Origin of the sequence: Brevibacterium antiquum CNRZ 918, assembly GCF_900169145.1 — a bacterium.
Lineage (GTDB): Bacteria > Actinomycetota > Actinomycetes > Actinomycetales > Brevibacteriaceae > Brevibacterium > Brevibacterium koreense.
Genome location: NZ_FXZD01000003.1, coordinates 94,845 through 112,735, shown reverse-complemented (window position 1 = coordinate 112,735; position 17,891 = coordinate 94,845). Strand labels below are relative to the sequence as shown.

The 17,891-nt window shown below is 64.2% G+C and carries 14 protein-coding genes and 1 tRNA gene; 4 read left to right on the top strand and 11 right to left on the bottom strand.

The window, feature by feature from the left end; translation table 11 throughout:
• Nucleotides 1-13 precede the first annotated feature (13 nt).
• The 7 genes from xdhC to BANT918_RS05590 all read right to left on the bottom strand — a co-directional run bounded on the left by xdhC (nucleotide 14) and on the right by BANT918_RS05590 (nucleotide 8,115).
• Nucleotides 14-823: a xanthine dehydrogenase accessory protein XdhC gene (gene xdhC, locus BANT918_RS05620; RefSeq protein WP_167389396.1), complete on the bottom strand. Its 810-nt coding sequence runs from the start codon at nucleotides 821-823 to the stop codon at nucleotides 14-16.
• Nucleotides 820-3,234 (bottom strand): xanthine dehydrogenase molybdopterin binding subunit, encoded by a 2,415-nt coding sequence (gene xdhB / locus BANT918_RS05615; RefSeq protein ID WP_101619333.1) that lies wholly within the window; start codon nucleotides 3,232-3,234, stop codon nucleotides 820-822. Before xdhB ends, xdhC begins: the two co-directional genes overlap by 4 nt.
• Nucleotides 3,231-4,715: a xanthine dehydrogenase small subunit gene (locus tag BANT918_RS05610; RefSeq protein ID WP_101619332.1), complete on the bottom strand. Its 1,485-nt coding sequence runs from the start codon at nucleotides 4,713-4,715 to the stop codon at nucleotides 3,231-3,233. Before BANT918_RS05610 ends, xdhB begins: the two co-directional genes overlap by 4 nt.
• A 231-nt stretch (nucleotides 4,716-4,946) precedes the next feature.
• Nucleotides 4,947-6,422, bottom strand: coding sequence for an NCS2 family permease (locus tag BANT918_RS05605; protein ID WP_101619331.1), 1,476 nt, complete (start codon nucleotides 6,420-6,422; stop codon nucleotides 4,947-4,949).
• A 455-nt stretch (nucleotides 6,423-6,877) separates the two neighbouring features.
• A tRNA-Ser gene (locus BANT918_RS05600) sits at nucleotides 6,878-6,965 on the bottom strand.
• An 89-nt stretch (nucleotides 6,966-7,054) separates the two neighbouring features.
• A complete protein-coding gene (gene tadA / locus BANT918_RS05595) occupies nucleotides 7,055-7,501 on the bottom strand; it encodes a tRNA adenosine(34) deaminase TadA (protein WP_101619330.1) in 447 nt (148 codons plus the stop codon).
• Nucleotides 7,502-7,560: 59 nt separating this feature from the next.
• Nucleotides 7,561-8,115, bottom strand: a complete 555-nt coding sequence (locus tag BANT918_RS05590; RefSeq protein WP_101619329.1) for a tRNA adenosine deaminase-associated protein — start codon at nucleotides 8,113-8,115, stop codon at nucleotides 7,561-7,563.
• 78 nt (nucleotides 8,116-8,193) lie between these two features.
• Between BANT918_RS05590 and upp the strand changes: the two genes are divergently transcribed.
• The 3 genes from upp (at nucleotide 8,194) to BANT918_RS05575 (ending at nucleotide 10,989) form a co-directional block, all read left to right on the top strand.
• Nucleotides 8,194-8,832: a uracil phosphoribosyltransferase gene (gene upp / locus BANT918_RS05585; RefSeq protein WP_101619328.1), complete on the top strand. Its 639-nt coding sequence runs from the start codon at nucleotides 8,194-8,196 to the stop codon at nucleotides 8,830-8,832.
• A gap of 288 nt (nucleotides 8,833-9,120) precedes the next feature.
• Nucleotides 9,121-9,948 (top strand): winged helix-turn-helix transcriptional regulator, encoded by an 828-nt coding sequence (locus tag BANT918_RS05580; protein WP_101619327.1) that lies wholly within the window; start codon nucleotides 9,121-9,123, stop codon nucleotides 9,946-9,948.
• 99 nt (nucleotides 9,949-10,047) lie between these two features.
• Complete coding sequence (locus BANT918_RS05575; protein ID WP_101619326.1) at nucleotides 10,048-10,989, top strand: endonuclease/exonuclease/phosphatase family protein; 942 nt, start codon at nucleotides 10,048-10,050, stop codon at nucleotides 10,987-10,989.
• A gap of 26 nt (nucleotides 10,990-11,015) precedes the next feature.
• On the opposite strand, the gene BANT918_RS05570 is transcribed toward BANT918_RS05575, so the two are convergent.
• Nucleotides 11,016-12,206, bottom strand: coding sequence for a MarP family serine protease (locus BANT918_RS05570; RefSeq protein ID WP_101619325.1), 1,191 nt, complete (start codon nucleotides 12,204-12,206; stop codon nucleotides 11,016-11,018).
• A 5-nt stretch (nucleotides 12,207-12,211) separates the two neighbouring features.
• Entirely contained in the window at nucleotides 12,212-13,690 is a 1,479-nt protein-coding gene (locus BANT918_RS05565; protein WP_233430367.1) for a PrsW family intramembrane metalloprotease, read from the bottom strand.
• A 583-nt stretch (nucleotides 13,691-14,273) separates the two neighbouring features.
• On the opposite strand from BANT918_RS05565, the gene BANT918_RS05560 reads away from it, so the two are divergent.
• Entirely contained in the window at nucleotides 14,274-16,259 is a 1,986-nt protein-coding gene (locus tag BANT918_RS05560; RefSeq protein WP_101619323.1) for an LPXTG cell wall anchor domain-containing protein, read from the top strand.
• A gap of 72 nt (nucleotides 16,260-16,331) precedes the next feature.
• On the opposite strand, the gene BANT918_RS05555 is transcribed toward BANT918_RS05560, so the two are convergent.
• Both BANT918_RS05555 and BANT918_RS05550 read right to left on the bottom strand, forming a co-directional pair.
• Complete coding sequence (locus tag BANT918_RS05555; protein WP_101619322.1) at nucleotides 16,332-17,120, bottom strand: HpcH/HpaI aldolase family protein; 789 nt, start codon at nucleotides 17,118-17,120, stop codon at nucleotides 16,332-16,334.
• Nucleotides 17,105-17,890: a fumarylacetoacetate hydrolase family protein gene (locus BANT918_RS05550; protein ID WP_101619321.1), complete on the bottom strand. Its 786-nt coding sequence runs from the start codon at nucleotides 17,888-17,890 to the stop codon at nucleotides 17,105-17,107. The genes BANT918_RS05555 and BANT918_RS05550 overlap by 16 nt, the downstream gene beginning before the upstream one ends.
• Nucleotide 17,891: the final 1 nt, after the last annotated feature.

Genomic DNA, 17,891 nt, shown 5'->3' with positions numbered 1-17,891 from the left:
GGCAGAAGGCCTGTCAGCCGATGCGGCCCAGCAGATCGGCGGCGACGCTGAGTGCGATCGTCGCCGGCTGCTTTCCGGGCAGATCGGGCAGGCCGATGGGGCAGTCGATGGTGTCAACAGTCTCGGGTGTGTGGCCTTCGGCGATGAGGTTCTTTCTGAACCGCTGCCATTTGGCACTCGAGCCGATGAGCCCGATGGACCCGAGGTCGCCGCGGGTCAGTGCCGCATCGCAGAGGTGGAGATCCTCGGCGTGGTCGTGGGTCATGATGAGCACATGCGTGCCCATGGGCAGCCCGACAAGCACCTCCTCGCCGACGACGGCGAACTCGCGATGGACCTGGGCCACAGGCGGTTCCAGTCGCTCGAGCTCCTCGAGATGCTCGGGACGGGAGTCGCTGAGGTGGATGTCGATGTCGTGGCGGGCCAGGATTCGGGTCAGCTCAAGTCCGATGTTGCCGATCCCGAAGATCGCCACCGAGGCGGGCACGGGCAGCGGTTCGAGCAGTACGCTGACCTCTCCCCCGCAGCATTGACGCCCGTATTTGGCCGGTGCCTTGTCGTTGAGTCGCAGCGTGAGCATCTCAGGTTCGGGTCGAGTCGCCTCCGATCCCGGCCCAGACGCTGCAGCCAGGATCTCGCGGGCACGGGTGACGGCAGTCATCTCCATGTTGCCACCGCCGATGGTCCCATGCAGGTCATCGGCGGTGACGATCAGCTTCGCTCCGGCCTCACGCGGGGCGTGCCCGCGAACCGAGGCGAGAGTGACGAGGACGGCCGGCACCCGAGAAGAACGAAGCTTCGCAGCTGTGTCCATCCAGGTCATGATGGGACACTGATGCCTTCCGGGCTCCCCTGCGCAGCATCTCCGGACACGGTAGCATCGCTGGCGGCAGGCAGCCGCACCGATTCGATGGCCCAGAACACGGCTTCGGGCGTCGCCGGTGAGGCCAGCTCGACGGAGGGACCGTGTTCGCCGGCAGTCTCCGAGCCGAACGCGGCCACAGCGCCTCGCAGGGCCTCCCGGACGGAGAATGCGAGCATGAGCGGTGGTTCGCCCACGGCCTTGGAGCCGTAGACGGCACCCTCTTCGTGTGCCTTGTCCAGCAGCGAGACGTTGAAGACCTCTGGCGCCTCAGAGAAGCTGGGGATCTTGTAGGTGCTGGCGGCTTGGGTCGCCAGGCGACCTCGGCTGGGCTTGTCTGATTCGTCCCACCGCAGGTCCTCCAGGGTCAGCCAACCGGCGCCTTGGACGAATCCGCCCTCGATCTGGCCGAGGTCGATCAGAGGTGAGAGCGAATCGCCGACATCATGGACGATGTCGACCCGGCGCAGTGTGTAGGATCCGTCGAAGCGGTTGACCTCGACCTCGGACGCGGCCGCACCGTAGGCGAAGTATTTGAAGGGCTCACCGGTCATGACCGACAGGTCCCAGTGCAGTCCTTCGGTTCGGTAGAACCCGGAGGCCGAGAGCTGGACCCGCTGGAAGTAGGCGGCGTTGATGAGCTCTTCCCAGGTCACCGTCTTCTTCGATGACAGCGCACTGACGATGCCGCGGTGGACGCTGACCTCGTTGGCGGGTGCCCCGAGGATTCCGGCGGCGACCTGTGTCAGCCGGCCCCGGATCTGTTCGCAGGCGTCCTTGACCGCACCGCCGTTGAGGTCGGTTCCGGAGCTTGCCGCCGTCGCCGAGGTGTTGGGGACCTTGTCCGTGCGCGTGGGCGCAAGCCGCACCGTGGACAGAGGCACCCCGAGGGTGGTGGCCGCGACCTGCAGCATCTTCATGTGCAGGCCCTGGCCCATCTCGGTGCCACCATGAGTGACGAGGACGGAACCGTCCTTGTACACGAGGACGAGGGCGCCGCCTTGGTTGAAGGCGGTGAGGTTGAACGAGATCCCGAACTTCACCGGGGTGATCGCGATCGCGCGTTTGACGTGCTCGTTCCGGGCATTGAACTGGTCGATTTCGGATTCCCGGGCCTCCACCTCGGCGGTGGACACGACCTGATCCCAGGCGGCCTCCATCCGCTCGGGATGACGCACCGGCTGGTAGTACGGGGTGTCCTGTCCGGCGGTGTAGAAGTTACGACGGCGCAGTTCACGGGCCGACAGCCCCAGCTTCGGGGCGACCCGGCCGAGGATGTCCTCCATCACCAGCATGCCCTGGGGTCCGCCGAATCCGCGGAAGGCCGTCTGCGAGGTCTTGTTGCACTTCGCAATGCGACCGGCCACACGGATGTTGGGCACCCAGTAGGCGTTGTCGATGTGACACATGGCGCGGGTGAGCACGGGCTCGGACAGGTCGAGGCTCCACCCACCGTCAGCGGTCAGAGTCGCGTCGAGGGCGAGAATCTTGCCCTCGTCGGTGAATCCGATCTTCCAGGACGAATGGAAGCCGTGGCGCTTGCCGGTCATCGTGATGTCGAGTGTGCGGTTCAGACGCAGGCGCACCGGGCGACCGGTGAGCTTCGCGCCGAGGGCCGCCAGAGCCGCATATCCGTGTGGCTGCATCTCCTTGCCGCCGAATCCACCGCCCATGCGCAGGCATTGCACGGTCACCTCATGGGCGGGAACCCCGAGGACGTGGGAGACGATGTCCTGCGTTTCGGTGGGGTGCTGGGTCGAGCACTGGACGAAGATCTGCCCGCTTTCATCGATGTGAGCCAGCGAGGCCTGGGTCTCGAGGTAGAAGTGCTCTTGGCCGGCGAACTCGAATTCGCCTTCGAACACGTGAGCGGCATCGGCGAAGGCTCCGGTGGCGTCGCCCTTGTCGATGACGGGCTGAATGCCGTGGAAGCTCTTCGCCTCGATCGCATCCCTCACGCTGACCAGAGAGGGCAGCGGTTCGTAGTCAACGACGACAGCTGCCGCTCCGGCCTTCGCCGCTTCGAGGTCGTTGCCGAGGACCCAGGCGATGGGCTGGCCGAAGAACATCACCTCGTCAACGGGCAGCATCGGCTCGTCGTGTTTGACGCCCTGGTCGTTGACGCCGGGAATGTCTTCGGCCGTGATCACACGGACGACGCCCGGGATCTCGTAGGCGCCGGCGATATCGACGCTGCCCAGCTTCGCGTGCGCCTGGGTGGACTGCACGGGGTGGGCGTGGAGGACGCCAGTGAGGCGTCCGACCAGGTCATCGGTGTAGAGGGCCGCTCCGGTGACGTGACCGAAGGCGCTTTCGTGGTGGTGGCTCTCACCGACGATGGGATCGGTGGGGCGCTGTGACAGCTGGCTCATCGTCCTGCCTCCTGTTCGGCAAAGAAACGCTCAAGCGAGGACCGCAGCATCGCGGTCCGGTATTTCGCACTCGCCCGGTGATCATCCATCGGGGTGCCCTCGGCGGCGAGGGTATCTGCAGCACCGTGCACGGTCTCCAGCGTCCAGGGTGCCCCCTCGAGCAGCGCCTCGGTGGCCTTGGCGCGAAGCGGGGTGGCCACGACGCCGCCCAGACCGATCCGGGCCTTGGCCACGACCCCGTCCTCGACTCTCACCGCGTAGCCGATTGCGACCGAGGAGATGTCGTCGAAGCGGCGCTTCGCGATCTTCTGGAACGAGGTCAGTGGTGCCAGTGGCAATGGGATGCGGATCGCGGTGATGAGCTCACCCGCACCGCGTACGGTCTGCCGGTAGCCGGTGAAATAGTCGGCGAGTTCCACGATTCGTGAGCCCTGCGCCGAGGTGAGCACGAGCTGTGCGTCCAAGGCCAGGAGCGCCGGCGGGGCGTCGCCGATGGGTGAGCCCGTGCCGAGGTTGCCACCGATGGTAGCGGCGTTGCGGATGAGTCGGGAGGCGAACTGAGGGATCAGTTTGCCCAGCAGCGGGATCGATCCGGCGAGTTCGCGTTCGAGTTCACTCAGTGTGTGAGCTGCCCCCAGCTCAATGTATTCAGCGCTGCGAGCGATGCCGCGCAGCTCGGGGAGGCGGTCGATGGCGAGCATCGATTTGGCGCGTGCGTTCTTGATGTTGACCTCCACGCCCCAATCGGTGGCGCCGGCGACGACGAGAACCTCGGGCTCATCGGCCAGGATGTGAAGCACCTCGGCGAGGGTGGAAGGACGACGGAACCGTCCGATTTCACCGGTGGCGGTATCGGCCCGGTGGATATCGGTGCTCGCCGAGTTCGGGGCCGGCTTCTCGCGACGCGCCGCGACCGGGTCGCCGGGTTCGGGCTGGCCGAGGGCGTAGGCAGCGTCTCGGATGGGGCGGTAGCCGGTGCAGCGGCAGAGGTTGCCTGACAGGGAATGGATGTCGAAGCCGTTGGGGCCGCAGTGGTGGTCGGCCGCGTTGTCGCCGGTGGTCGCAGCGGCATCGTCTCCACGTTCGGGCCGGTAGTATTCGGCGGCCATGGAGCAGATGAAGCCGGGGGTGCAGTATCCGCATTGGGATCCTCCGCGCACTGCCATCTCTTCCTGGACGGGGTGGACGCTCTCACCGTCGGCGAGGCCTTCGGCCGTGATGACCTCTTGGCCGTCGAGTGCCGCGGCCGGCAGCAGGCAGGAGTTGATCGAGGTCCAACGGGTTGTCCCATCGTTCTCGGGGCGGGCGACCATGATGGCGCAGGCCCCGCATTCGCCTTCGGCACAGCCTTCCTTGGCTGCCGTGAGTCCGACTCCGCGGAGGAAGTCCAGAGCATTTGTGTGTGGTGGCCCGTCGAATTCGTGAACGGCTGAGTTCACTGAAACCCGGGCGGTGGAACGTTGAGTTTCCGTGGCAGACATCGCACTTACCTCCTGCGCCTCGTCTCTGCGGCGCACAGTGCATGGTTGGAACAATTGCTTCGTTCTTCGAAACTTCTGGTTATCCATGCGAACAGCAGCGAAGAACGTGGAGTCGAGTTGACGCCGGCGACCCGGTTGGCTGGGTGCCCCGTCAGTGCAGCGACCGACTCAGGCTTCAGTCGCCGTGTGCGATCTGGCCCTTTCCCCAAGCAAGATGTCCAATCATTTCACTCATCCACCTAAGATAGCTGAAATCGGGCCGCGAACGAAGTACAGGACGAATCCTGCTGACACGACCCAGAGGAGCCAGTGGACGTCCCGGCCGCGCTTGCTCATCGCGTGGATGAGGGCCCAGGAGATGAATCCGACGCCGATTCCGTTGGCGATCGAGTAGGTCAGCGGCATCGTGACCATGGTCAGGAATACCGGCAGCGAGGTGCGGAAGTCACTCATGTCGATCTCGCGGATCTGCGTGACCATCATGGCACCGACGATGACGAGCGCGGCGGCTCCGGCTTCCATCGGGATGACGCCGATGAGCGGCGCGAAGAACATCGACAGCAGGAACAGTCCGCCGGTGACGCAGGCGGCGAGTCCGGTTCGTGCGCCTTCGGCGATGCCTGCCGCGGCGTCGACGAACACGGTGTTCGACGAGGCGGAAGCTCCACCACCGGCAACTGCGCCGATGCCTTCGACGATGAATGCACCGCGGATGCGGGGGAACATTCCGTCCTTCGTCTGCAGGCCGGCACTGCGAGCGAGGCCGGTCATTGTGCCCATGGCGTCGAAGAAGTTCGTGAACACCAGAGTGAAGACCAGCATCGTGGCAGCCAGGACGCCGATGCGCTCAAAGGATCCGAACAGGTCGAAGGCGCCGATGAGTGAGAAGTCCGGCAGCGCCACGACCTGACCGGGGATCTCGGGTGCGGCGAGGTTCCAGCCCACCGGGTCCGGGTTGACCGGGTCGCCCACGGTTCCCAGCTTCGCGAAGGCCTGGATGACCATCGCGAGGATCGTGGCCACGATGATGCCGATGAGGATTCCGCCCGGAACCTGACGTGCGACGAGGATGCCGATGAGGATCAGGGCGAAGACGAACACGAGCGTCGGCAGCGATGCAATCGACCCGTTCTGCCCCAGCTGGACGGGAGGTCCGGCCGGTGTGCGGGTGACGAAGCCGGAGTTGACGAAGCCGATGAACGCAATGAACAGGCCGATGCCGACCGTGATCGCGACCTTCAGAGCGTGGGGCACGGCGTTGAAGATCGCGGTTCGGATGCCGGTGGCTCCGAGGACGACGATGATGACACCGTTGATGACCACGAGCCCCATGGCTTCGGCCCAGGTGACGTCCTGGACCACGGAGACGGCCAGGAAGCTGTTCATGCCCAGTCCCGCGGCGAGCGCGAATGGGAGCCTCGCGACGACGCCGAAGAGGATCGTGATGACGCCGGCGATGAGGCCGGTGACAGCGGTCAGTTGGGCGAAGTCGAGCGTCCCGCCCGCGACATCCTGGGAACCGCCCAGGATGAGCGGGTTGAGGACGACGATATAAGCCATCGCAAAGAAGGCGACGATGCCTCCGCGGATCTCCTGCTTGATCGAGGAACCGCGTGATGTGATCTCGAAGAATCTGTCGAGCAGTCCGGGACTCCCGCTGCTCTCGGTGGCGGTTTTCGCATCCCGCCGTTGGTCGTTGTCAGCCATTTTCATGGACCACCTCAAGTTGTTCGATCTGATCAGTCGGCAACATCATCGTTGGCGACCACGCGCTTTGAACCTGCGCAGAGAAACGGACACCGCTTCCACAACAGAAGCTTCTTTTCGCATCATGGAAAGACACTTCCGTTCCGCCTGATAAGTTAAGTCTGTTTGGTGCAATGTGTCAACGGTCACAATCTGGCTGCAGGGCTTGACCATGTCAGTTCGTCCGCCTCGACCACACGCAATCATCTCAAACATCGCACTCATTGCCGTCATCGGGGTAAGGAGTCGCAGAGCCCAGGGGGTGCGAGTCCACGGACGGACACGGAGGGCTTCGCCTCCACATGGTTCGCCGAGGTGACTGCAGGCAAGGTGAAGTGACCACCCAGTCATCTCCGCACACAAAAAACCTGAGCCGCGACATCGTCTTCCAACGATGTCGCGGCTCAGGCAAAACGCGGTGGCGGTGGGATTTGAACCCACGGTAGGGGGTTACCCTACACAACATTTCGAGTGTTGCACCTTCGGCCGCTCGGACACGCCACCGCGGACAACATTACAGTCAGCCCCAGGTGACGTCCAAATCGAGCGGGCGTGACCTGAGCCACTGCCCTGCCCCACGTCCTCGGCGTCGCTCAGCCAGCGGGATTCCCCCGTTTCGCGGCGAAGAAGTCACTGAGCAGGCCCCGGCACTTCGTCGCTGCCACTCCGGAATAGACCTCCGGGTGGTGCAGCGCGGCGCGATCTCGCAGCAGGTCCCAGACGGAGCCTGCCGCACCGGCCTTCTCATCGAATGCTCCATAGACGACTCGGGCAATCCGAGATCCGACGAGTGCACCTGCACACATCGCACAGGGTTCGAGCGTGACGACAAGGGTGGCCTCATCGAGGCGCCACCGCCCGGTCGCCTCGGCGGCATTGCGCAGTGCCATGAGTTCGGCATGGCCGAGCGGATCCTGATCGACTTCTCGTCGATTGTGACCACGCCCGATCACCACACCATCACCGTCGAGGACCACAGCCCCGACGGGAACGTCGTCATGCTCGCGGGCCAGGGCCGCCTCGGCGAGAGCGAGTCCCATCCAATCCTGGAAGTGCGGGTGGCCACCGAAGCCGAGTTCCGCGTTCTCCTCCGGTGAACTCAGCGGGCGGCCTGGAGCTGGTCGGCGAACCCGACGGTCTCACCGACGTGGGCGACGACGCGGGCAGGGTCCGAGCGGTACTTCTCCACCTGTTCGATGAGTTCGGCGGGCAGGACTCCGCGGTCGGCATAGATCTCGGCATCGCCGCCCCATTCGGCGTCAGCGTCGAACTCGAGCATCGCGACCTCTTCCTCCTCGGCGTCGTCATCGGTCTGGGCTGCCGCCTCGTCGTCGAGACCGAACTCCTCTTCCGGCTCCGCCTCATAGGCGTCGGGCTGGGAATCGAGGAAGTCGGCGAAGATATCTGCGAAGGGACTGAGCTCAACGGCACGCAGGTCAGACAGGAAGACTCTGATCTCGTTGTTTTCGCAGACTCGCACGAGGCCGAACCATTCGTCCTCGTGCTCGATGACCGCGACCGATTCGCCGTCTTCCGACCCGGCGGCCTGCATCATCTCGACGAGGCTGTCGAGATCGGAGGCATCCCGAACATCGACATCGAGCGCACGAAAACCATCGCTGGTTTCGGCAAGGATCTCAGTGAAGTAGGACATGCTCCCATTGTGACGCTTCGGCCGACCTTTCACCACAGCTCCACGCGCGAAGATGAAAAGTTCCGTACCATTTCTCCTATGCGCCTTCATGTAGCCGATCACCCGCTCATCGCCCATAAACTCAGCGTCCTGCGTGACCAGAGCACCGATTCCGCTCGGTTCCGTCAGCTCACCGAGGAACTCGTCATGCTCCTCGCCTACGAGGCCACCCGCTCGGTCGCGGTCGAGGACAAGGAAATCACGACTCCAGTGACGACGTTCACCGGCACCCGCTTGGCCGAGCCGCGCCCGGTCGTCGTCCCGATTCTGCGCGCGGGCCTGGGCATGCTCGATGGAATGCTGCGCATCCTCCCCACCGCCGAGGTGGGCTTCCTGGGGATGGTCCGCGACGAGGAGACATTTGAGCCCAGTGCCTACGCAGATCGCCTGCCCGATGACCTCAGCGGCCGACAGGTCTTCGTCGTCGATCCGATGCTGGCCACGGGTGGGACCTTAGCCATGGCCATCGACTTCCTCCTCGCCCGAGGCGCCAGGGACGTCGCAGCGGTCTGCCTCGTCAGCGCCCCAGAAGGTGTCGAGCGGATTGAGAGGGATTACGCCCAGTCCGCGAATGTCGAGATCTACACGGCAGCGCTGGACGAGAAACTCAACGAGAAGGGCTACATCGTCCCTGGACTCGGCGACGCTGGTGACCGGATGTACGGAATCGTCGACTGAGCTGAACACCGCTTAACCGGTCCGAAGGGTGTGGCGAAAGGACGTCATATTTCGTCACACTCGTCTCATTTTCGGGCTTTCCTTTGCCACCGGCGAGTTTTGTGACAAATAATGAAGCCATGACTTCTACGACGCACTCGACGCGAATGTGCCCCGCAGGCATGTGTATGCTCTGCGTTCGTTGTCGGTGACCGTCTCCCCGCTGTCCGGCCTCGAACGAGTACACGCAGACTCCGCAGCGGACTCATTCAGTCACAACGGCCTTCCAGGTCGAAGCAAAGGACAGCAATGTCGAATTCAGAACCAGCGTACGCACATCCACGCAGCGCAGCTGCCATCCGTCGCGCAGGAGCCCGGTTGAGTGCTGTAGACCCGCAGAACCCGCCCCACACCTTCGGCCCCGCCGGTGTCGTACCCTCACCGAAGGCAGCGCGCGGAATCATCGTCTACATCGGCCTTGATGAGTCCAAGGCCGCCGCCGATGGGACCAACCTCTCCGCGATCGCCGGCGAGCTGCAGGCCTACGCGAAGGAACTGGCCTCCCAGGCAGAGACCCAGGCGGTCATCGCTTTGGCACCAGAAGGTCGCGGCAACGACATCGATGCCGTCCGTGCCGTGGCCAACGGCTCCCCCGCCGCCACCGGGACCCCGGCTGGAACACACGGCCCGGTCCGCTCGCGCATCCCCAGCCGAATCCACCCGCCGCCCCTGCGCCGCGAGTCCGAGCAGGGCATCGGCGAAGCCGCCCCCACAGGCGGCTTCGGATCCCGATTCAATGGGAACTTCCAGAACCGAGCCGCTGAGCGACTGCGCATCGACATCCCCCGCCGCGAGGTCCGCATCGACGGCGACCTCATCGATGTCACCACCAAGGAATTCGACCTCCTGGCGACTCTCGTCTCTCATGCCGATTCCACTCTGCCTCGTGAAGACCTCATCGCTGCCGTCTGGTCAGGTGGCGAAGTCCCTGATGAGAGGACTGTTGACGTGCATATCCGGCGTCTGCGCAGGCGTTTGGGAGAGTACTCTACGGTGATTCGGACAATGAGAGGCACCGGCTATCGCTATGACACTCACCCCGATGTCACGGTGTGGTCGGCCACCGCCCACAGATGACCCTCGCCCAGTACCACCAGCTCAACCTGGTCTCAAGTGAGGCACGTCGCATGACTCACCCAGCATGAGGACAGGCTCAGCGGTTAAGCTTCTTAATCGATGAACCAGGAATATTCTCAACCCAGAAAATCGCGCAGCCCAGCCAAGGGGATCACTGCGCTGATCTTCGGCGTGGCCTATGCGGCATTCCTCCTGCTCCACCACCTGCTGCCTACCAGGATGGGCGTTGCGCTGCTCGTCGAGAGCATCCTGCCGTGGACGGGAATCGTCCTGGCTCTCGTCCTGCTCATGTTCCTCATCCGCTTTTCGGTGCTGTCAGCAATCGGCATTCTGGTTCCGACAGTTGTCTGGGCCTCGATGTTCGGTTCCGCGGTGATTCCGGCGAACGACACCGGCGAACCGGACCTCACGGTGGCTACGCACAACGTGGGAGCCAGGCTGCCCGAGCCCACAGCGGCGGCGAAGAGCCTCGTGTCCGCCGACCCGGACATCGTCACGATTCAGGAACTGGAGTCCCTGTCAGGCAAGATCATCCACAAGGAACTCGATTCCTCGTTCGAACATTCGCAGGTCGTCGACACGATCGGTGTGTGGTCGAAATGGCCGATGTCTGCACCCGAAGAGGTGGACCTGGGGCTGCAGTGGCCGCGCGCCTTCGCCACAACCGTCTCCACAGACCACGGCGACATCAGGTTCTACTCCGTGCACATGCCTTCGGTGCGCCCCGGTCATGAAGCCATGCGCAATGCTGCGATCCGCAGATTGGCCACAGAAGTCGAAACCGATGCAGCCGAGCACGTCATCGTCGCCGGTGACTTCAACACCGCAACGACGGACACCAACTTCTCGACCCTGTCTCCCCCGCTGGAGGATACGCGGGTCGAAACCGGCGGCGGATTCGGCTTCACCTGGCCCGCTCGCTTCCCCGTCACCCGACTCGACCACGTACTGTATCGCGGGTTCGACGCCACCTCCGACGAGGTGCTCGACCGCGGCTCGAGTGACCATCGCGCCGTACTCGCCGGCCTTGACTTGAAGTAATCGCCGGCCTTGACCTGAGATAGTTGTCAGCCGGTGCACTGCCCTGTCGGCTGCGGAGCCCGGTTCTGCGCTCCCGCTTGCAGTTCGTCGCTGATCTCCGCACGTGTGAGGGCATACCCTGTCTCCTCATCGGTGGCAGACCTGGCGAAGACCATCCCCACCACATCACCGTTCGCGTCGAGCAGCGGACCTCCCGAGTTTCCTTCGCGGACGATGCCGCGGATCGAATACACCTCGCGCACCACTGAACTCGAATCGTAGATGTCCAGGCCCCGCGCGTTGATCTTCTCTCGCACTCGCGAAGGAGAGATCGTATAGGGCCCGTTCTGGGGGAAACCGGCGACCACTGAGTCGTCTCCCGGCCCCAGCCCGTTGCCGAAGTCGAGAGCGGGCGCATCAAGCTCGGGAACCCGCAGGACGGCCACATCGGCCTCAGAATCGAATTCCACTACCTCGGCGGAGTAGGGCTTGCCCTTACCTCCGACTTGGACCGCGAGGTCCGTTGAGCCTGCAACGACGTGGGCGTTGGTGGCGATGAGTCCGTCGCTGTAGACGAACCCCGACCCCTCGGATCCTGTCGGACAGGTGGTGGCAGTGGTCGTGATCTTGACGACGGATTCCTCGACGCCACGACCGACATCGACCATCGCGGAGTCGGGTTTTCCAACGCCGCGTATCTGCTCTGTCTGGCCAGCGAACACTTGCGGGAACCCTGTGGCCTTAAGACCTTGGGAGATGTCGCCCAGCGCGATCTGCGAGGAGTACGGGATCGTCCGGTCGACGGCCGCTATCACCGATGAGTCCGCGACCCACCGGTTCGGTTCGACCCACGGTGTGGTCCGAATGAACCCCGCCGCCAGCCAGATGACAAGGACGTAGACTACACCCGCGGTGACCGTGCCGCCGATCGAGTCGATGCCCTGCCCAAGCTGAGAGTCCATGGATCGTTTGATCCATGCGCCGATCCCGTTGCCGGCGAAGGCGAACAGAACGCTGAGGACAAGCGGCATCGACGCCAGGAGGATGACGACACCGGGATTCTCCATTGCCTGGGTGCCTTCGCTCAGGCTTTCGCCCAGGGGTGAGAGCAGCCGGCCCACGATCCAGCCGACAACGAAGCCGACTGCGGTGCCGAGACCGATGATGATTCCCTGGCGGAACCCGGAGAAGAGCGCAGCAATCCCCAGGATGATGATGACGACGTCTACGATCATCATAGAAGTCAGCGCACCACGCTGTTCGATGCAGCGAGAAGGCGATCGCGGGCGGAGGAGAACTTCTTCAGCTGGAAGCTCTCTATGTCACGTTCCTTCTGCCCGCCGACTCCGGCCAGGAGCCGCATGCGCGTCGTCGAGAGATCTCCGGAGGTACGGATCATGGTGCGCATCTCCTCCTTGCCGCCGGGGAACGAATCGGCCCAACGTTTGCCGAACTTCCGTCCCTTCCACGTTGCGAGCATGTCGACTTCGGAGTAGGTGAGCCATCCCGTGTTCGCGTAGTCGCCGAGCATATTCTGCGTGTGGAGGCGTTCACTGCGGCGCAGGACAATCCCGAGCACCACCCAAAGTGTGGTGAAGATGAAGCTGAGGACGATGAGTCCGATGATCGACACAAACTCGTTGATCTGGCCCAGCCCGGTCATCGTGCCGTTCCAAAGGGCGTGCAGAATCATGCCGACGAGGAGGCCAGGCAGCCACATCAGGATGATCGCCCACCATTGCCACTTGCGGGCGGCAAGGCCGATGGTCACGCCGGCACAGGTACAGAACACCGTGTGCAGCAGCGGAGAGAACAGGCAGCGGAGAATGAAGGTCCACAGCAGATCCATGCCATCGCCTTGCTCCCACGCGCCGCCGAGGTAGAGCACATTTTCAGTGAAGGCGAAGCCGGCACCGATAAGGGCACCATAGACGAGTCCGTCGAGGGGACCTTCGAAGTGCCGGCGAGCAGCGAGGACGATGACAACGAGCAGTACGGTCTTCGTCGTCTCCTCGACGATCGGGGCCTGGATCACGGCGCCGACGGCATCGGGCATTGCCCCGACGCCGGCGAAATAGAGCGCGACCTGGCTGACGAGGGAGACGAAGAGGGTGAGGATGACGGCGGCGACGGCACCCCAGAGGAGACAGAGTCCGAGGATGATCTTCGGCTGCGGTTTCCACCGGTCGAGCCAGAGCACGTAGGCGACGATCGCGATCAGTGGCACCGCTGACAACGCAACCAGCGCGAAGAGCCTCAGGCCGAAGCTCAGTCCTCCGAGAAGAGCGAGAAGCAACAGTCCGACGAAGAGGCCGACCACTGCGAGGATGGCGATCACCAAGCGCACGATGTTTGCGGTCGACCCGGGCTCTTCCTCGGGCTGGGACTGGCGCACAGCCCCGGTCCACGGGGTCTCCGAGACCACCTGCTGAGGTGCCTGCACGTGGGCACGGACCCGCATCTCCTGGGTCACGGTCGGTGCGAACCGCGCCTGTTCGTAGACGCGTCGCTGCATCGGCGGCTGGCTCGTCGGGGCGCCGAGGCGAGGATTGCCCTGACCCTGTGACGCCGGGTTCATCCCCGGCTGGGGGATCTGACGAGGGGGCTGCTGCGGGCCCGGCCCCTGCGAACCGGGACCGGGCTGCGGCGGTCGAGGACGAAACCGGTCGTTGTTCGGGCGCTGCGGCGGCGGGACCGGCTGCTGCGGCGGGGGCTGTTGCATCGGTGGCCCCTGTGGCGGCATCTGGGCCTGACCATGTGGCGGCATTCCTTGCTGAGGCGGCATTCCTTGCTGAGGAGGCACATTAGGGTTCCGGGGGTCGGTGCCCTGAGGAGGATGCGCGCGCTGGGGCACGGGTTCGCCCGGATGCGCGTTCTGCTGCGAGTCGGGGCCGTTTCCGGGGCCCGCCTGATGCGACATATATCGTCCTTCTTCGTCTGGAGTTCACCGCCTTGACAAGTTTACGGTCCATTGCTGACGCCAGGCCCAGAACGGTGTGGCCATACCGCAACAGTTGCTGACATTCGGCGACCCACTCACGTTCGCTCCCATGTGGACGAATCACCGTTCCCGCCGACCACCTCGGCGAGGGACAGCAGCGATGAAATCGTGGGCTGCCCGTCCAATCTCGATGGTAACCACCGTGACCTGGAATGACGTCTGCCCGCGAGCACCCTCGCCTGTCCACACCCCCACTGCTGTCGACATCGACTCGTGTTCGTTTTCCTGTGGATGATGCCGGGTGAATTCACAGGCAGATTTTCTGCACTAGTCAGGCTCGACACATTCATCGTGGAATCGGAATATGACTACTCGCAGACGCTTCGCTCTCCGCTCCGCTCTCCTCCTCCTGGTCCTGGCTCTGGCCTCTCTCATCGGACTCGGACCGGCCATGGCCCAAGGACCGTCCGCTTCGCTTGGCGAAGTGCCGATGCTCAAGGCCAGCGACGCCTATGGTCCCGGCATCTGGCATCACGCACCGCAGGGCAAGACCTGGTATGGCGCCTACCGAACCTTCGATGACACGCATGCATACTGCATCGATGCCGGCAAACAATCTCCTCTGCCCAAGTACTTCACGAACTCAGAAGCGCAGAAGATCACCACCGCGCAGACCGCGTGGGCGCTGCACGAGTACTCCGGGTCCACATCGGCCGATGTGCAGGCAGCCTTGAGCGCGCTGGCACGTCTGGATGAGGCGATCCCGCATGATCACAAGGTTCCCCCGCAAGAGCCCGGCGACCTGGGAAAGAAGTTCACGGGTGCCGCGAAGCAGTTCTCAAAGATCAGCACCGAAGCCAAGAAGTTCGCTGGTCCCTATACCCTCGATGTCAGCCTGACCCCAGTCGTAGACATGCCGGTGCTCGAGCCATACGGCGGTCAGGAGCCGGAGGACGGTGATGTCAAACGAGTCGATGACAGCAAGGGCGACGACACGAGGCCCCAGTTCCCCATGACGGGTACGGTCACGCTTTCCGTGTCCTTGACCAGCGCCTCAGGCACCGCCGTGCCGGGCATTCCTCTCACTCTCGACGTCAACGGAACCGAGAACGCACCGAAATCCCTGACCAGCAAGGCCAAACCCGTCGTCACCACCCTCAAGCTCAACGCTCCCGGCACGGTCACGGCCAAGGCATCGGCACGCCTCGCGCCAGAGTCTGTCCTGCTCTACGAACCTCAGAAGACCAAACGGGTCCAACGCGTCATCACCCCTGACGAACCTGTCGAGGTCTCTGCTCAGGCGAAGGTCGACATGACCTCGAAGCCTCGTGTCTCCACCGAAATCTCCGACCAGAGCCCGCAGTCAGGCGATTCGATCACCGACACGTTCACCGTCTCGGGCCTGGTCGGCGACCACACGGTCACCGTCGAGCACGAGCTGTGGCAGACGCAATCGATGCCCGAACCCGGGAAGAAGAACGACGACGCCGAGGTGATCGCACGGGTGACGTCGAAGGACGTCGGCAACGGCACACACCGATCCGATGCGATCACTGTTCCCCAGGACTTCCACGGATGGATGTACTTCACCGAGACCATCGCCGGTGACAAGTCCACGAAGGAATGGAAGGGCGTCCACGGTCAGCCGCGGGAAACAGGCTTCGTTCCCTGGACCCCGAGCGCCGAGACGAAGGCGGTTCTCAAGGTCAACGCCGTCCATGATGAAGTCACGGTCAGCGGACTGCGCCCGGGCGGAGAAGCAGTGATCACGATGACGGCATATCACTCGGACACCGAGCCAGAGCAGTCGAAGGAAGTCAGCGGGACAAAGCTCCACTCCCAGGACATCACCGTGGTCGGGGACGAAGAGGGCACCGCAACGGTGAGTTCCAAGGCCATCGACATGCCCGTCGGGTGGGTGACCTATGTGACCACGATCCAGGACAACGACGAGCACCAGAAATGGACGAGCGACTGGGGCATCCCCGCTGAAACCGTGCACCGGCCACCTGAGGAGACGCCGACGCCGCCACCGGAGGAGCCCACTGCTCCCCCAGCACCGCCGGAACCAACACCGCCCGAGGAGCCCTCGACACCGCCTGAAGAACCCACTCCGCCACCTGCCCCGCCGGAGGCACCGGAGCCACCCGCCCCGCCGGAAGCACCCGCCCCGCCGGCTGAGCCAGTCTCGGAACCGGTCGCTGACAAACCTGCAGCACCCGCCCCACCGGCACAGCTGCCGAGGACGGGCACCACGGGCAACGGAATGCTCATCGGCGCCGGAATCTTCCTCATCGGGCTCGGAGCCACGGCCCTGCTCATCACCGGCAGACGCCGAAACAAAGAGTAAGGAGTAAGGCGGTGGCCCGGAGGACACACGTCCTCCGGGCCACCGCCACGCTGCTCAGCTGCTCTCAGCCGATCAGTCGCGCACCCAGGTCTCGGCCCAGGCGCGGGCGCCGTTCATCATCAGACCGACATCGGCACCGACGAGGACGAAGGAGGCACCGGCGTCAAGGTACTTCCCCGCCTGCTCGGGATCGAAGGCATTGACACCGACCGGTTTGCCGGCCGCCTTGACCGCGGCGAAGGTCCGCAGCACTGCATCAGTGACATCCGGGTGGGTCTGCTGCCCGAGCAGACCCATCGAAGCAGCAAGGTCAGAGGGCCCGACGAACACTGCATCGATCCCATCGACTGCAGCGATCTCGGCGGCGTTGTCGACCGCCGTCGCAGATTCGATCTGCACGGTCAGGGACACGAGTTCCTCGGCACGGCCGAGGTAGTTCGGCACCGCATTCCAGCGGGAGGCCCGCGCCAGTGCCGATCCCACCCCTCGCACACCGTGAGGCGGGTAGTGCACGGAACGCACGGCCGCCTCGGCGTCAGCCGGGGTATCGATCATCGGCACGAGCAGGTTCTGCGCGCCGAGGTCGAGGAACTGCTTGATGAGCATCTGGTCATTCACGGGCACCCGCACGACAGGGGTCGCCGGGTATCCGTTCATGGCGCGCAACAGACCGGTCGTGGTTTCGAGGCCGATCGGCGAATGTTCGGCGTCGATGAGCACCCACTGCATCCCCGAGGATGCGGCGATCTCCGCGGCCACAGGCGAACCGGAGCAGACCCACATTCCGGCCAGATGCTCCCCCTCGCCCAGCTCAGCCATGCGCTGAGTCAGCGTCGGTGGCAGTTCTACTCGAAACGGCATGTGATGACTCCCAGATCTCCGTAGTCGGCGTGGACGGTATCGCCCGAGCTGACCCACATGGGGCGGGTGAAAGACCCTGCCAGGACGGTCTCCCCAGCTCGAAGGACATCGCCGTGTTCGGCCAGCTTGTTCGCCAGCCACACGATGCCGCGGGCTGGATGGTCGAGGACGGCTGCGGCGAGGCCGGAGTCCTCGACCGACTCATTGCGGTACAGCAGTGCCCCGACCCGGCGCAGATCAACCGCGTCGACGGCCACCGGACGACCGCCGAGGACCATGGCCCCCAGCGCGGCATTATCGGAGATCGTGTCGACGATGGTGCGGCCTTCCATCTCGATCCGCGACGACAGCACCTCGAGTGCCGGCACCACGTATTCGGTGGCCCGCAGCACGTCGATGAGACTGATGTCCGGTCCGCGCAGTTCGTCCTTGAGCACGAATGCGAGTTCGACCTCGACACGCACGCCCGAGTACTGCGAGTGGTCGATGACCGAACCTGTGTCGTAGACCTGATCGGCGAAGATCGCCCCGTAGTCGGGTTCACTGATGCCCGTCGCCTGCTGCATCGGCTTCGAGGTCAGGCCGATCTTGTGACCGATCAGTCTCCGCCCGGAGGCCTCACCTCGGCGACGCCATTCGTTCTGCACTGCGTAGGAGTCCTCGACGGTCATGTCGGGATACTTGGTTGTCAGCAGACCGATCTTCGTCCGGTTCTTCTCCGCTTGCGCCAGATCGTCGGCGATTGCGGCGATCGTTGTTTCATCGAGCATG

Bases quoted from the DNA above. Each gene is read 5' to 3' on its own strand.
- xdhC (WP_167389396.1), bottom strand. From the start codon at position 823: ATGACCTGGATGGACACAGCTGCGAAGCTTCGTTCTTCTCGGGTGCCG.
- xdhB (WP_101619333.1), bottom strand. From the start codon at position 3,234: ATGAGCCAGCTGTCACAGCGCCCCACCGATCCCATCGTCGGTGAGAGC.
- BANT918_RS05610 (WP_101619332.1), bottom strand. From the start codon at position 4,715: ATGTCTGCCACGGAAACTCAACGTTCCACCGCCCGGGTTTCAGTGAAC.
- BANT918_RS05605 (WP_101619331.1), bottom strand. From the start codon at position 6,422: ATGGCTGACAACGACCAACGGCGGGATGCGAAAACCGCCACCGAGAGC.
- tadA (WP_101619330.1), bottom strand. From the start codon at position 7,501: ATGGGACTCGCTCTCGCCGAGGCGGCCCTGGCCCGCGAGCATGACGAC.
- BANT918_RS05590 (WP_101619329.1), bottom strand. From the start codon at position 8,115: ATGTCCTACTTCACTGAGATCCTTGCCGAAACCAGCGATGGTTTTCGT.
- upp (WP_101619328.1), top strand. From the start codon at position 8,194: ATGCGCCTTCATGTAGCCGATCACCCGCTCATCGCCCATAAACTCAGC.
- BANT918_RS05580 (WP_101619327.1), top strand. From the start codon at position 9,121: ATGTCGAATTCAGAACCAGCGTACGCACATCCACGCAGCGCAGCTGCC.
- BANT918_RS05575 (WP_101619326.1), top strand. From the start codon at position 10,048: ATGAACCAGGAATATTCTCAACCCAGAAAATCGCGCAGCCCAGCCAAG.
- BANT918_RS05570 (WP_101619325.1), bottom strand. From the start codon at position 12,206: ATGATGATCGTAGACGTCGTCATCATCATCCTGGGGATTGCTGCGCTC.
- BANT918_RS05565 (WP_233430367.1), bottom strand. From the start codon at position 13,690: ATGCAACAGCCCCCGCCGCAGCAGCCGGTCCCGCCGCCGCAGCGCCCG.
- BANT918_RS05560 (WP_101619323.1), top strand. From the start codon at position 14,274: ATGACTACTCGCAGACGCTTCGCTCTCCGCTCCGCTCTCCTCCTCCTG.
- BANT918_RS05555 (WP_101619322.1), bottom strand. From the start codon at position 17,120: ATGCCGTTTCGAGTAGAACTGCCACCGACGCTGACTCAGCGCATGGCT.
- BANT918_RS05550 (WP_101619321.1), bottom strand. From the start codon at position 17,890: ATGCTCGATGAAACAACGATCGCCGCAATCGCCGACGATCTGGCGCAA.